We start from the raw sequence: 14,142 nt of genomic DNA on the forward strand, positions 1-14,142 counted from the left end.
GAATGGTCAATATTCCCTAGTTTTGCAAGGAAGTTTGTCCTACGAATAGTTTGGTGCTTCTTTTGTAATTTGCACATCGTGTGGATGGCTTTCCCGCAATCCGGCATTGGAAATCTTGATAAACCGGGCCTCTTCGCGTAATGCATCAATTGAACCGGTGCCGCAATAACCCATGCCGGCACGCAAACCGCCGATCAGCTGATGAACGGTATCAGCAAGTGGCCCTTTATAAGCGGTTCTTCCTTCAATCCCCTCCGGCACCAACTTTTTGGCATCTTCCGCATCCTGAAAATAGCGGTCCTTGGAGCCTGCTTGCATCGCACCGACTGATCCCATGCCACGATAGACTTTATATTGCCTGCCTTGGAAAATCTCTGTCTCGCCTGGGCTTTCCGCGACACCGGCAAACATACTGCCCAGCATCACGACATGCGCACCAGCCGCCAGTGCCTTAACAATATCACCGGAATACTTGATCCCACCATCAGCAATCACCGGGACGCCATACCGGGAGGCAGCAACAGCACAATCATGAACAGCGGTTATTTGGGGAACACCGATGCCTGCCACAACCCTTGTCGTACAAATGGATCCGGGACCGATGCCGACTTTAACAACCGATGCCCCTGCTTTAATTAAATCTTCCGTCGCTTCTGCTGTCGCCACATTCCCGGCAATAATCGTGAGTTCAGGATAAGCGTCGCGCACTGCTTGGACTTTCTGCAAAACACCTGCTGAATGGCCATGGGCTGTATCAATGACGATGGCATCAACACCGGCCTCAATCAGTTTATCAATCCGGGTCATGGCATCGCTCGTCACACCGACAGCTGCTCCGGTGAGTAACCTGCCCTGGGAATCTTTTGCAGCTTTCGGGAACTCAATGACCTTTTCAATATCTTTGATGGTGATTAACCCTTTCAGTGTGCGTTGTTCATCGATCAACGGGAGTTTCTCAATCCGGTGTGCCTGTAGTAAATGCTCAGCTTCTTCCAGGGTTGTCCCGACAGGAGCAGTCACCAGGTTGTCATGCGTCATGACGTCTTTAATCGACGTAGCATAATCCTGAATGAAACGCAAGTCACGGTTCGTTAAAATACCAGTCAGTTTTTGCTCTTCACTGTTGTTGACAATCGGTACGCCGGAAATGCGGAATTTGCCCATAAGGTGCTCGGCATCAAAAACCTGATGTTCCGGTGTCAGGAAAAATGGGTTTGTAATGACGCCACTTTCGGACCGTTTCACCCGATCGACCTGTTCAGCCTGATCTTCAATCGACATATTTTTATGAATGATGCCCAATCCGCCTTGCCGGGCCATGGCGATCGCCATATCAGCTTCCGTCACCGTATCCATACCGGCACTGATCAGTGGCGTATTCAGTTTGATTGTCTCAGACAGACGTGTGCTGGTGTCCACATCATTTGGCAGGACTTCCGACTTGGCAGGCATCAATAATACATCATCAAATGTCAATCCCTCTTTAGCAAACTTGTCATCACGCATGTTTATCCTCCTCCTGACCATGTTGTTAATATAATATGATTATTATCTTCCCACTTGGTGAAACTATGTGATAGATGGCGTTTATCCACGATTCTATTGGTATATACAATACGCGAACTGGCTGTTTTTTTCAATATCCTTAGACGGATATGATAAAAGAAATGCAATTCAAACAATTCGGTACGGTAATGAGAGGGATTTTATGGAAACAAAGCAACTGACGGACTTTTATACCTACCTCCAATCACAGCAAACAGCACAGCATTATTTATACGGCTGTTACCAGCAGATGAGCGACATGGACGCAGCTGTTAAAAGTTTTGAAAACAGCCATGCATTCATGCAGTATCTCGATCATGGTATACGGTTTTTTGAGAATGGCCAAAAGTTGGAGACATTGCTGCAGCCAGTGCTGTTTTTTTATGGGATGGTCCATTTGCTGAAAGCCGCTTTATTAACCAGCAGACCTCATTATCCTGAGTCAACCGCAATACTCGCACACGGCGTCTCAACCCGGAAGCGCAAGAAAAGGGATTACACGTTTATGGATGATGAGATGAAGATTCAGCATAACGGACTGTATCCTTATTTTTCGGAGCATCTATTCGCCATTAAAGAATCACCTTTTTCCAAAATCAAAATGGAGCGCCTGTTAAGCTTAATTCCGGAAATGACCGCGTTATTCGGGTTTCACAACAACGAACGGATGATAGCCGTCGGCGAGCCGGGAACTGCTTTATTCAATTTCCCGGCGTCGCTATTGGACAGCTATCATCTGACGGGCAATGCTTTTATCAAGCGAATCAAACCATATTTGCCGCGGATTCGTCATATCGAAACAGGTGCTTCGATGATTCAGGTCGAATTGGCTCAACCTTTCCAGCCAGAAGAAAACAGTCCGTTTTTTACGGACAGGGAGCGCGGGGCTCTTTACTTTCCGGTCCGCCGAGAAGATTATTTACCAGTTTCTGAGATCATGGTACATTACTTGCTTCTCTACAATTTGAGCATGCTTTGCCGCTATGAACCGGAATGGTGGGGGGATTTGCTGGCAGCCAAACCGGAACAGGATTTTCCCTTTATTAAAACATTTTTAAAAACGACATCGGAAAAAGTGCCCCTTATGATTGGTGAGCTACTAATGCAAAAACATGTCAGCTATTAGCACTGGCATCGGATGATAAATGAACAAAACCGTCGATAAAAACTTGGACAATATGATGATCAAGTTTCGTAAAATGATCGTGCTGCAGTTTTTTAATTGCCGCGAAAGGTGACTGTTTTTTCTGATAAAACCGCTCACACGTCATAGCATGATACATATCACATACAGCGATGATACGGGAATAGCGATGAATGTTATCTTTCTCGAGTCCCAGCGGATAGCCGGAACCATCCAGGCGTTCATGATGCTGGAGCACGGCCAGTTTGACGACTTGTGTCAGTGCAGCAGCTTTTTCGATCATCCGGTACGAATAAACCGGGTGTTTCCTGATATCGTCAAGTTCCGAACGGTTCAGTGGCTTATCTTTTGTCATGAGCGTTTCATCCACTCGAGCCATCCCACAATCACTCAGCGCTCCGGCCAATCCGACTTGCAGCCATTCACCTTTCTCATACCCCAATTGTTTGGCCAAAAAAGCCGCCAGGATCCCGACAGACACGCTGTGGTGATAGACATAGTCTGTGCTGGTAGCGTATTGATCCAATGTATAGACCGCCAGCCCAACATGGTCGATGGATTCAAACAATGGGATAAGCACCTGACGTACGTCAGCGATATCAACCATGGCATAATGCTGCCAGTTCTTAAATAGTTTTTTATAATCATCGACAGCATCCTGGTATTGCTTGGCAAATGAGCGTGATGCAATCCATTCTGTGGATGCCGTGCGCTTAGCTTCATTTGCTGCTTCAGGGTTAAAAGGCCTACCATCCGCCAATGTTGCTGAGACATCAACAGTCGCCACTAAAAATTTATGTAATACCGTAATGTGTTCCTCAGTTAAAACTGTTTTTTCCGGGATGATTGGTTTCGTCGTTTTTCCTTTGACATCCTTTAACAGCACACATCCCGGTGCCAGCTGTGAAGGTTCAACACGCATCACATTCCCCCCCTTTAAATTATGGCTGTTATCTAATTTGACACAAAATCCATAAACTACGACGTAACTGTTGCTGGATTGTTTTCTATAAGTACGTGTCATTCCCGCCGTCCAGGATCGCTGCGGGCGGATGCTTTCCGCGGGCACGGCCTCAGCCTCCTCAGAAGCAAAGAACGCTTCTTCCGGGGTCTTCGGGCACGTGCTGTTCCCGCAGGAGTCACCGCCCTCCGCTCACCCGGACTAGTTAAGTTGCGTGATGCGATTTACTATTATTGCCGTAAATCCAAAACTAGCGAAGGAAAAACACTTGGTGCTCGTCACGTTAGTAGCAATTTCGGTGAGGCAGACGCTCCTCGCAGGTTGAAGCGTACTCGGTGAAGTTTTGCTTTGTGCTCGTCACGTTAGTAGCAATTTCAGTGAGGCAGACGCTCCTCGCAGGTTGAAGCGCACTCGGTGAAGTTTTGCTTTGTGCTCGTCACGTTAGTAGCAATTTCGGTGAGGCAGACGCTCCTCGCAGAAAAGATTGCTGACGCACTGCTGGTTCTCACCGATGCCTTTAGTCCCGCAGTCCTCCATGTAGTCTCCGTGTATTTCCTCCGCTGGGTATTGCTCTCTGAGAAACCAAAATATTTTATGACGGATAAAAGAAAGACTTTAAACCATTGAAACCAGCAGCTGGAATATGCGAGACTCCTGTGGAACAGCGAGCCTAAGAGACCCCACAGCGAGTGGTTTTTGCGAGCGAGGAGGCTCGTGGTGAGCCCACGGAAAGCGAGTATATTCCAGCTGCGTCGTCAGAGAGCCTTACTAAATGCTACCAATTGGACTTCCTGAGTCTGTGTTGCAATTTATATCAACTCCGAAAATTTAAGAGTAACGAAATTTACGAAAAGAATCTAAATTATAAGGCTTCTTTTCGTATTGGTTGTTGTTATTGGTTAAAAGAAATCGATGCGTTAGCCGATTTCGTTATTGAAAATGTCATCCTAAATTTTATACTTCTTTATTTTTCAAAAAAGTGACCCGGTAATCAGCACTTATTGACTGTGATCGTGCTGTTCGGGTCACCTCTAGGGCTTTCAGTCTGTTAGCTGATTATCATTCGTTGTCTTCTTCCTGACTCTCTGCTGCTTCTGTTTCCGTTTCCTCAATATCTTCCGCATCCTCTTTTTCCACTTTGGCAACTGTGGCCACTTCTTCATCATCCTGAAGGCGGATCAGACGAACACCTTGTGCATTCCGGCCAATTCGGGAAATCCCCTCAACCGGAATACGGATTAGCACACCGGCAGCCGTAATGAGCATCATGTCTTCTTCACCTGTAACGGCTTTTACGGCGACGACTTCATTGTCATCAGCCAGTTTACACGTGAAAATCCCTTTACCGCCGCGATTCGTAACACGGTACTGTTCTTCCGGTGTTCGTTTGCCCATCCCTTTATTGGTCACATGCAAAACCTGCCAGCCTTTATCAAGGATCTCCATGGAGATGACGTCATCATCATTCCTTAGAGAAATACCGCGTACCCCGGCAGCATTCCGTCCCATAGGGCGAACCTGGTCTTCCGGAAAGCGAATCAGATAGCCGTTTTTGGTTCCGATCATGATATCCTTCGCTCCGTCCGTTAACCTGACCGAAATCAATTCATCACCATCACGCAAGCCGACTGCAATCAGGCCGCCTTTGCGTATGTTGGCAAACTGTGACAGGTTTGTGCGCTTAGCTAAACCGTGTCTCGTTGTGAAGAACAGATAGTAGTCATCACTGTATTCCGAAACGGAAATAGCTGCATTAACCCATTCATCTTTTTCAATCTGCAGTAAATTAATGATTGGGATACCTTTGGCAGTACGGCTGAACTCCGGAACCTCATAACCCTTGGCTCGGTATACTTTCCCTTTATTCGTAAAGAACAGCACCGTATCATGTGTGGAAGTGGAGACTAAATGTTCAACAAAGTCATTCTCATTGGTTCCCATCCCCTGGATACCACGGCCGCCACGCTTCTGCGTCCGGTACGTGGAAGCAGGGAGCCGCTTAATATAGCCCTGGTGTGTCAGTGTGATGACGACATTTTCCTCAGGAATCAAATCTTCATCTTCAATAAAGTCTGCACCACCGGTGACGATTTCGGTACGGCGCTGGTCATCAAATTTGTCCTTTATTTCCGTCAGTTCTTCCCGAATAATCTCAAGAACCTTCTCGTCATCTGCCAAAATTGCTTTTAATTCATCAATCTGTTTGAGAAGGTCATTATATTCATTCACGATTTTTTCCCGTTCCAGGCCTGTCAGACGCTGCAGACGCATATCCAGAATGGCCTGTGCTTGCTTCTCACTCAAATCGTAATTTTCCATCAGTCCGTCACGCGCGATATCGGTTGTTTTCGAATGACGGATTAGAGAAATGACCTCATCCAGATGATCCAGGGCTACACGCAAACCTTCCAGAATGTGCGCACGTGCTTCAGCCTTTCGCAGTTCAAAAGCTGTACGCCGTTTGACGATTTCTCTTTGGTGTTCCAGATAATATTCCAGGCATTGCTTAATCGTTAAAACTTGCGGACGCCCATTAACCAATGCCAGCATGTTGATGCCGAACGTTGTTTGCAGAGCAGTATATTTATACAGATTATTTAATACAATATTCGGATTAGCGTCACGACGTAATTCAATCACGACGCGCATCCCATCGCGGTCTGATTCATCACGCAGGTCGGTAATGCCGTCAACGCGTTTATCACGGACAAGCTCGGCAATTTTTTCAACCAGCTTGGCTTTATTAACTTGATATGGCAATTCAGTCGCAATGATGGATGATTTGCCATTCGAGTGTTCATCAATATGAACCTTTGCCCGAATGGTTACCGAACCTTTACCGGTCTCATAGGCTTTTCGTATGCCACTTCGGCCAAGGATTTCACCAGCTGTTGGAAAATCAGGCCCATGAATATAGTGTTCTATTAACTCATGAATGGTGATCTCCGGATCCTTGCTGACAGCTAATACCGCATCAATCGTTTCACCAAGGTTATGAGGTGGAATATTCGTTGCCATACCAACGGCAATCCCGGCTGCACCATTGACAAGCAAATTTGGAAAACGGGCTGGAAACACAACCGGTTCTCGCTCTGTTCCATCATAGTTATCCGCATAGTCAATGGTATCTTTATTGATATCACGCAACAGTTCCATGGAGATTTTTGACATGCGGGCTTCCGTATACCGCATAGCTGCTGCAGAGTCACCGTCGACCGAGCCGAAATTACCGTGACCGTCAACAAGCATGTAACGGTAACTGAAATCCTGTGCCATTCGCACCATGGATTCGTAGACCGCCGAGTCCCCATGCGGGTGATACTTACCGATGACTTCACCAACGATACGGGCAGATTTTTTATACGCCTTATCTGCATGCATGCCAAGGTCGTTCATGGCATATAAAATCCTGCGATGGACGGGCTTCATGCCATCCCGCACATCTGGCAATGCCCGTGATACGATGACACTCATGGCATAATCGAGAAAAGACGTGCGCATTTCCTGGCTGAGATTAATTTCCTGAACGTTTGGACGTTGTTCATCTGCCATTCCAATACCTCCAAATTCCTAGATCAAAGGCGCTGGCATCCGCTTAGCCCAGCACATTTAAACAAGACCATTCCTATCGTTCGTCAAATATCCAAATTCTGGACATATTGAGCATTTTCTTCGATGAAGTTGCGGCGTGGTTCCACTTTATCACCCATCAGCATATCAAAAATATGGTCAGCATCCATGGCATCAGATAACTCAACCTGAAGCAATGTCCGTGTTTCCGGATCCATGGTTGTCTCCCAAAGCTGTGAGGCATTCATTTCACCAAGCCCTTTGTAACGTTGCAGACCCGGCTTTGGTGTTTTCGGCAATTCATCCAAAATGCGTTCCATTTCCTCCTCATTGTAGGCATAATGGGCAGCTTTGCCCTGCTGAACTTTATATAATGGCGGTTGTGCAATATAAACATAGCCATGTTCAATTAATGGACGCATATAACGATAGAAAAAGGTTAACAATAATGTTCGGATATGCGCGCCGTCGACGTCAGCATCGGTCATAATAACAATTTTATTATAACGGGCTTTGGTTATATCAAATTCTTCGCCAATCCCGGTTCCCAATGCTGTAATCATGGCCCGGACTTCTTTATTGGATAATATTTTATCGAGACGTGCTTTTTCCACGTTTAAGATTTTGCCGCGCAATGGCAGGATCGCCTGAAAATGCCGGTCACGTCCCTGTTTAGCCGAACCACCGGCAGAGTCACCCTCAACGATATACAGTTCACTGATGCTGGCATCCTGTGATGAGCAATCAGCCAATTTACCCGGCAGATTAGATACTTCAAGGGCGCTTTTCCGGCGTGTCAGTTCACGCGCCTTTTTCGCCGCAATCCGTGCACGAGATGCCATCAGGCCCTTTTCCACCACGATTTTGGCCACGTCCGGATTTTCAAACATGAATTTGGAAAATGTTTCACTGAATGCTGAGTCCGTTACGCGTTTCACTTCACTGTTGCCAAGCTTTGTCTTCGTCTGCCCCTCGAACTGCGGGTTTGGATGCTTAATGGAAATGATCGCTGTCATGCCTTCCCGGACATCATCACCACTTAAGTTCGGGTCATTTTCATTAAACATATTATTCTTCCGTGCGTAATCATTAATCACCCGTGTAAGGCCGGATTTAAAGCCTGATTCATGGGTGCCGCCTTCATATGTGTGAATGTTATTGGCAAAGGAATAAATATTGCTGGCAAACCCGTCATTGTATTGAATGGCAACTTCAACCGTAATTTGTTCGTCTTCACTTTCAGCATAAAACGGTTCATGCAGCTCTTCCCGGTTACGGTTGATATATTCAACGTATGAACTGATGCCGCCCTCATAGCAATACGCAACCGGCTCTTCATTAGTCCGCTTGTCCTCAATGGAGATGGTAATGCCTTTATTTAAAAAGGCTAATTCACGCACACGCTGCTCAAGTATGGCAAAATCAAATTCCGTCGATTCTGTAAAAATCTCCGGGTCCGGTTTAAATTGTATTTTCGTACCGGTTATAGCCGTTTCACCGACCGTTTCGATTGGTCCTTGTGGCACACCTTTTTCAAACCCGAGGTAGTAAATGTTTCCGTCACGATGAACATAAACGTCCAGATGGCTGGATAACGCATTGACGACGGAGGCCCCGACACCATGTAGCCCGCCGGAAACCTTATAACTGTCATTGCTGAATTTACCGCCCGCATGAAGCACGGTCATTATCACTTCAAGTGCCGGCTTGCCGGTTTTTTTCTGAATATCAACCGGAACACCGCGGCCGTTGTCGATCACGGTCAGGCTATTATCCTTTTCAATGATCACCTGGATTTTATCACAGTATCCCGCCAGCGCCTCATCTATACTATTATCGACGATTTCCCACACGAGATGGTGCAACCCTTTTTCACCAGTTGTCCCGATATACATGCCGGGTCTTTTCCGAACAGCTTCAAGTCCTTCCAGCACTTGGATCTGATCGGCACCATATGCTTGTTCATGTGACATATTTTGTTCTGCTGACATCTTTTCACCTACGTTTCCTGGAAAAACTCACATGTCGCTCCGTCATGTTCAATTTTAATGCATAACGAGCGATGAGTTTTCGTATACTTGTAAACAATATGGTTTGAGAACGATTCGTTACTCGATTTCATCGGAAAAGTCATCTAGTTTGCTGATCGTCGAAATCATACTGGCGCGTTTTTTCAGTGTGGAAACAGACAACGAGCTGTAATAGATGGTGTCGCTCGTTACCACGACTGATTTTGCTTCGTCAGTCGGGCCGTAAACTTTTTGCTGTTCAGCGGCCTGCTCCACCATTTTTTCCATAATGCCTGATGATGTCACGACACTGTAATCAATAATCGAAATGACATCCTTTGACTGAATGACATTATCATTGCCAATATGAATAAACATCGTATCCCCCCAGCGTCATGTTTCAACCGTGCCTTGATCCACCCGGAATAATTGTGCTTCATGCAGTGTTTGTTGATCAATCCCGTCGATATTGGTTGTGGAGACAAATGTTTGCACTTTTCCACGGATCGTATTTAATAAATGGGATTGTCTGTGATCATCCAGTTCACTTAACACATCATCAAGAAGCAATACCGGATATTCGCCGACTTCATTGCAGATCAGCTCAATTTCAGCCAGTTTCACGGATAGAGCAGTTGTCCGCTGCTGTCCCTGTGAACCGTAAGTCTGGACATTTTTAGCGTTGACATGGAAATGGATATCATCGCGGTGTGGTCCGATTAAGGTGGTGCCACGGTCGATTTCCTTTTCCTGCAGCTCAAAGAATGTATGGGTATATATATCCACCAGTTTATCCTTGTCCGTTGATTCTGATACCTCAATCGTCGGCGCGTAACGGATTCCCAGTTTTTCAGTGCCGTGACTGATGCCTGCATGGATCGGACCGGCCCATTGCCGCAACAAATCAAGGAAAACAAACCGGCGTTCCAACAGAATGGCTGCATGCTCAATCATTTGTTCTGTTAATACATGAAGCATCGTTTTATCCTGTATTTCCCGCCGCTGCAGTTGTTTCAGCAGATGATTGCGCTGTTTCAGGATTTTCTGGTACTGACCAAGATGGTAAATATAAGTCGGCTGAATCTGACCAAGTTCCATATCGATAAAACGGCGTCTTGTTTGCGGTGCTCCCTTAACAAGCGACAGGTGTTCAGGAGCAAACATGACCACATTCAAAGCACCGATATAATCACTCAGTTTTTTTTGTTCGATCCGGTTCAATTTTGCCTTTTTTCCTTTTGTCGACAACATAATTTCCAGGGGGAATGACTGTTTTCGCTTCGTTATCCTACCCTCTATTTTAGCATAGTCGCACTCCCATTGGATAAGTTCTTTTTCCCGCGGTGTACGGTGGGATTTGGAAAAGGCAAGGACATAGATGGCCTCCATCAGATTCGTTTTCCCCTGAGCATTTTCACCAATGATGATATTAATTTTATCATGAAAGGATATGGCCAGCTTTTCATAGTTCCGGTAGTTTTTTAATTGTAATTGTTCAATATTCATGCAAATTCCCCATGGCTAGTCTTTTGTGACCATGTAAACACCCATATCGTCTATTTCGATAACATCATCCGGATAAAGCTTCCGCCCCCTGCGATGTTCTGTTTCGCCGTTCACAAGCACGCCCACATCCTGCAAAAATGCCTTGATCATACCACCGGAATCAAATATATTCAGCAGTTTGATAAATTGACCCAGTGGAATATAATCCGTTTGAATCGTTATTTTTTCAGGTTTCTGCATGTTGATCACCAGACTTTTCATTGATTGACCTAACGTTCTTTGTACTTCCTATCTATTTTACTAAAGATTTCGTGTTAAGGAAAGGCTGGAGGTTTAATTTATTGAAATAAGGCGGGAAATGGCCGGTCTTGAAGATATGGAAAGCAGAAAGAAATCGGCTGAACCGCCGATTTCTTCTTAATACGTTCTGACCGGCAAAATCAATTGTAAAATCGAATCATCATCGACCGGTTTAAGGATAAACGGCCGCATTGCTCCGGTGAATTCAATTCGAACATCCTCATTCCCAATTACCTTCAACGCATCGAGCATATACTTCGCGCTGAACGAAATCTTTAAATCCTCACCTTCAATGGACTGAATGGAAACTTCTTCTGCTGCCTGCCCGACATCAGGTGAATTACTGGTAATCTGCAGCAGCTGGTTTTCTTTCGTCGTTAATTTGACGACATTGTTCCGTTCTTCCTTGGCAAGAAGTGAGGCACGATCAATCGTATTGATCAAATCCTTTGTTTTGATATGAAGTACGGTTTGACTCTGATCCGGTATCAGCCTGGATGTTTCCGGATAATTTCCATCCAGCAATCTTGACAGAAAATGTAAATGTTTGGTCCGGAATAAAACCTGGTTATTGGTCACGCTGATTTCGATTTTTTCACCTTTGTCATCGAGAATTTTCGATAGTTCATTAAGACTTTTTCCGGGAACCACAATGTTGGACGAATCTAATCGTGTCCCTTCCAGTGGAATACTTCTCGCGGCAAGGCGATGGCTGTCTGTCGCTGTAAAACTTAATGTTTCATTTTCGATCTTGATGTTGACACCTGTCAGGATGGGTCTTGTTTCCATGGTGGATACAGCAAACCCGGTTTGTCTAATCAGATTCTTCAGCAAGTCTGATGAAATTTCAAAACTGTCATCGGTCTGGACTCTCGGCAATTGCGGGTATTCGCTGGCATCCTGCCCATTAAGATTAAATTTCGCCTTTCCTGACTGAATTGTAACATTCAAGTTTTCATCTGTTTGGATTGTCACTGTTTTTTCTGGCAATTTCCTGACGATGTCCGGGAAATAACGTGATTGTAGTACGATACTGCCTTCTTCAATCTGTTCGACGTTGATCATGCCGTCTTCTTCAGCCGGAATAAACGATTCAATTGAGATATCCGAGTCACTTCCGGTTAGTATGATGCCATCAGCTTTCGCTTCAATTTTCATGCCGGTCAGAATGGGAATGGCTGTTCTTGGCGAGATAGCTTTCATAACATCCTGCACACTGGATATTAATTGTTGGCGCTGGACAATAAATTTCATGAAATGGATTCTCCTTTGGTATATTATTATTATTTTTTTATAAAATACCGTAATAACAGTACTAAGGCCTGTGGTTATGTGGATAACAATTGGAAACTTGCAAATAAAGCGGTTATACACATGTGGAAAAGTTGTTTACAAGTTTGATCTTTGATTCACAACATCCACATGTGTATAACTAAAATGATTTCAGCTGTTCTTTTAATTCTTCAATGTCTTTATGCAATAGCGTATCATTTTCCATCATTTTGACGACTTTTTCGTGTGCATGAATAACCGTTGTATGATCCCTTCCGCCAAATTCGTCACCAATTTTCGGCAAGGAGAAATCCGTCAGTTCCCGTGATAGATACATAGCGATTTGCCGTGGAAAGGCAATTGACTTCGTGCGTTTTTTGGCGGCAAAATCTTCTAATCGGATGTTGTATTTTTCCCCGACAGCTTCCTGAATACCATGTATCGTGATGGTCCGTGGTTTGTTGCTCGGGATGATATCTTTCAAAGCGTCAGCTGCAAGTGATGCATCAATATCCTGATTAACGAGAGATGAGTAGGCAACGACCCGGATCAGTGCCCCTTCGAGTTCTCGGATGTTAGTATCAATCTGATTGGCAATGTAAAGCATCACTTCGTTCGGTATATCAAGTCCCTCAGCTTTGGCTTTTTTCGTTAAAATGGCGATCCGCGTTTCCAGATCCGGCGGTGTAATGTCGGTAATCAGGCCCCATTCAAATCGGGAACGCAGACGATCTTCAAGTGTCGGGATCTCTTTGGGCGGCCGGTCACTTGAAATGATAATTTGCTTGTTTTCTTCATGGAGCGCATTAAATGTATGAAAAAATTCTTCCTGTGTTGATTCTTTTCCGGCTATGAATTGAATATCATCGATTAATAGAATATCGACATTGCGATACTTGTTCCGAAACTGGGTTGCTTTATTGTCCATGATAGCGTTGATAAATTCATTCGTAAATTTTTCCGATGACAAATAAACAACGTTCGCTTCTGGATTGTGCTCCCGGACATAATGGCCGATCGCATGCATCAAGTGTGTTTTGCCAAGTCCAACGCCGCCGTATATGAATAATGGATTATACGCTTTTGCCGGTGCTTCCGCGACAGCCAGCGATGCGGCATGGGCAAACCGGTTTCCGGAACCAATAACGAATGTGTCAAATGTATATTTGGAATTCAGCATCGTTTTGTCGGAATCTGTTTTTCCGTTGTTGCCCGTGGGTACTTTTTTTGGTGCTTGATCAGCGTCATCAGCAGGTTCCTGCGTATCGGGAATAATAAACCGTGTCGATAGCTTGGCTCCGGTAATTTCAAGCAAAATCTCATCAATCAAACTGGTATAGCGCCCCTCCAGCCAGTCGCGCGCAAATTCATTTGGCGCCATAATGGTAAGTGTGTCGTTATCCAGTGACTCAGCTTTTGTATTTTTTAGCCAGGTTTCAAAGCTTGGTTTACTGATCTTTTCTTCAATTTTTTCCAATGTTGCTTCCCATAGCTCTTGGATGTTTTGCAATTCGCTTCACCCCTTTCAATAGTTGGTAGGTGGCAGATGATAGAAAAACCCTTTCGCGATCAATCATGATGGATTATGGAAAGACGGAAAGGTTTTTTGTTGCAATCGATGCGATTATTTGATTGTGGACGGTGTATATGGACAGTGAAGGCTGATCAGCTATTTTATGAACGCTATCCACATCACCGTTGATAACTTAATAAACAGAGGTGTATATGTATATCCACATGCTATCCACAATCTGTGGAAAAACATTCAACATGAATATCTTTTACACATGGTAAAGCACAAATATAATACCAAAAAAAGCCGCACCATGCAACGC

The 14,142-nt window shown here is 44.9% G+C and carries 10 protein-coding genes; 1 reads left to right on the forward strand and 9 read right to left on the reverse strand.

Annotated elements, in window-relative coordinates; all coding sequences use genetic code 11:
- Window positions 1-39 precede the first annotated feature (39 nt).
- Window positions 40-1,506, reverse strand: a complete 1,467-nt coding sequence (guaB, locus tag ACFQ4A_RS13170; RefSeq protein ID WP_382401373.1) for an IMP dehydrogenase — start codon at window positions 1,504-1,506, stop codon at window positions 40-42.
- A gap of 202 nt (window positions 1,507-1,708) precedes the next feature.
- Here guaB and ACFQ4A_RS13175 point away from each other — a divergent pair, with 202 nt between their 5' ends.
- Window positions 1,709-2,671 carry a YaaC family protein gene (locus tag ACFQ4A_RS13175; RefSeq protein ID WP_382401375.1) on the forward strand — a complete coding sequence of 321 codons (963 nt, stop codon included), beginning with the start codon at window positions 1,709-1,711 and terminating at the stop codon, window positions 2,669-2,671.
- Here ACFQ4A_RS13175 and ACFQ4A_RS13180 read toward each other — a convergent pair.
- The 8 genes from ACFQ4A_RS13180 to dnaA form a co-directional block, all read right to left on the reverse strand.
- The gene (locus ACFQ4A_RS13180) at window positions 2,661-3,611 is read right to left on the reverse strand and encodes an HD-GYP domain-containing protein (protein WP_382401377.1); all 951 of its coding nucleotides are present in this window, start codon (window positions 3,609-3,611) and stop codon (window positions 2,661-2,663) included. The genes ACFQ4A_RS13175 and ACFQ4A_RS13180 overlap by 11 nt on opposite strands.
- Window positions 3,612-4,709: 1,098 nt before the next feature.
- Complete coding sequence (gyrA, locus tag ACFQ4A_RS13185; protein ID WP_382401379.1) at window positions 4,710-7,202, reverse strand: DNA gyrase subunit A; 2,493 nt, start codon at window positions 7,200-7,202, stop codon at window positions 4,710-4,712.
- Between the two features lie 83 nt (window positions 7,203-7,285).
- The gene (gene gyrB, locus ACFQ4A_RS13190; RefSeq protein WP_382401381.1) at window positions 7,286-9,211 is read right to left on the reverse strand and encodes a DNA topoisomerase (ATP-hydrolyzing) subunit B; all 1,926 of its coding nucleotides are present in this window, start codon (window positions 9,209-9,211) and stop codon (window positions 7,286-7,288) included.
- A gap of 117 nt (window positions 9,212-9,328) precedes the next feature.
- Window positions 9,329-9,607 (reverse strand): extracellular matrix regulator RemB, encoded by a 279-nt coding sequence (gene remB / locus ACFQ4A_RS13195; RefSeq protein ID WP_382401383.1) that lies wholly within the window; start codon window positions 9,605-9,607, stop codon window positions 9,329-9,331.
- 15 nt (window positions 9,608-9,622) lie between these two features.
- On the reverse strand, window positions 9,623-10,735 hold the full coding sequence (gene recF, locus ACFQ4A_RS13200) for a DNA replication/repair protein RecF (protein ID WP_382401385.1): 1,113 nt from the start codon (window positions 10,733-10,735) through the stop codon (window positions 9,623-9,625).
- A 15-nt stretch (window positions 10,736-10,750) separates the two neighbouring features.
- Window positions 10,751-10,975 carry a S4 domain-containing protein YaaA gene (yaaA, locus tag ACFQ4A_RS13205; RefSeq protein ID WP_382401387.1) on the reverse strand — a complete coding sequence of 75 codons (225 nt, stop codon included), beginning with the start codon at window positions 10,973-10,975 and terminating at the stop codon, window positions 10,751-10,753.
- A 177-nt stretch (window positions 10,976-11,152) separates the two neighbouring features.
- On the reverse strand, window positions 11,153-12,289 hold the full coding sequence (dnaN, locus tag ACFQ4A_RS13210; RefSeq protein ID WP_382401389.1) for a DNA polymerase III subunit beta: 1,137 nt from the start codon (window positions 12,287-12,289) through the stop codon (window positions 11,153-11,155).
- A gap of 178 nt (window positions 12,290-12,467) precedes the next feature.
- Window positions 12,468-13,817, reverse strand: coding sequence for a chromosomal replication initiator protein DnaA (gene dnaA / locus ACFQ4A_RS13215; RefSeq protein ID WP_382401391.1), 1,350 nt, complete (start codon window positions 13,815-13,817; stop codon window positions 12,468-12,470).
- Window positions 13,818-14,142 lie beyond the last annotated feature (325 nt).

The organism is Lentibacillus salinarum (assembly GCF_042679865.1).
In the GTDB taxonomy this organism is placed as follows: domain Bacteria; phylum Bacillota; class Bacilli; order Bacillales; family Amphibacillaceae; genus Lentibacillus; species Lentibacillus salinarum.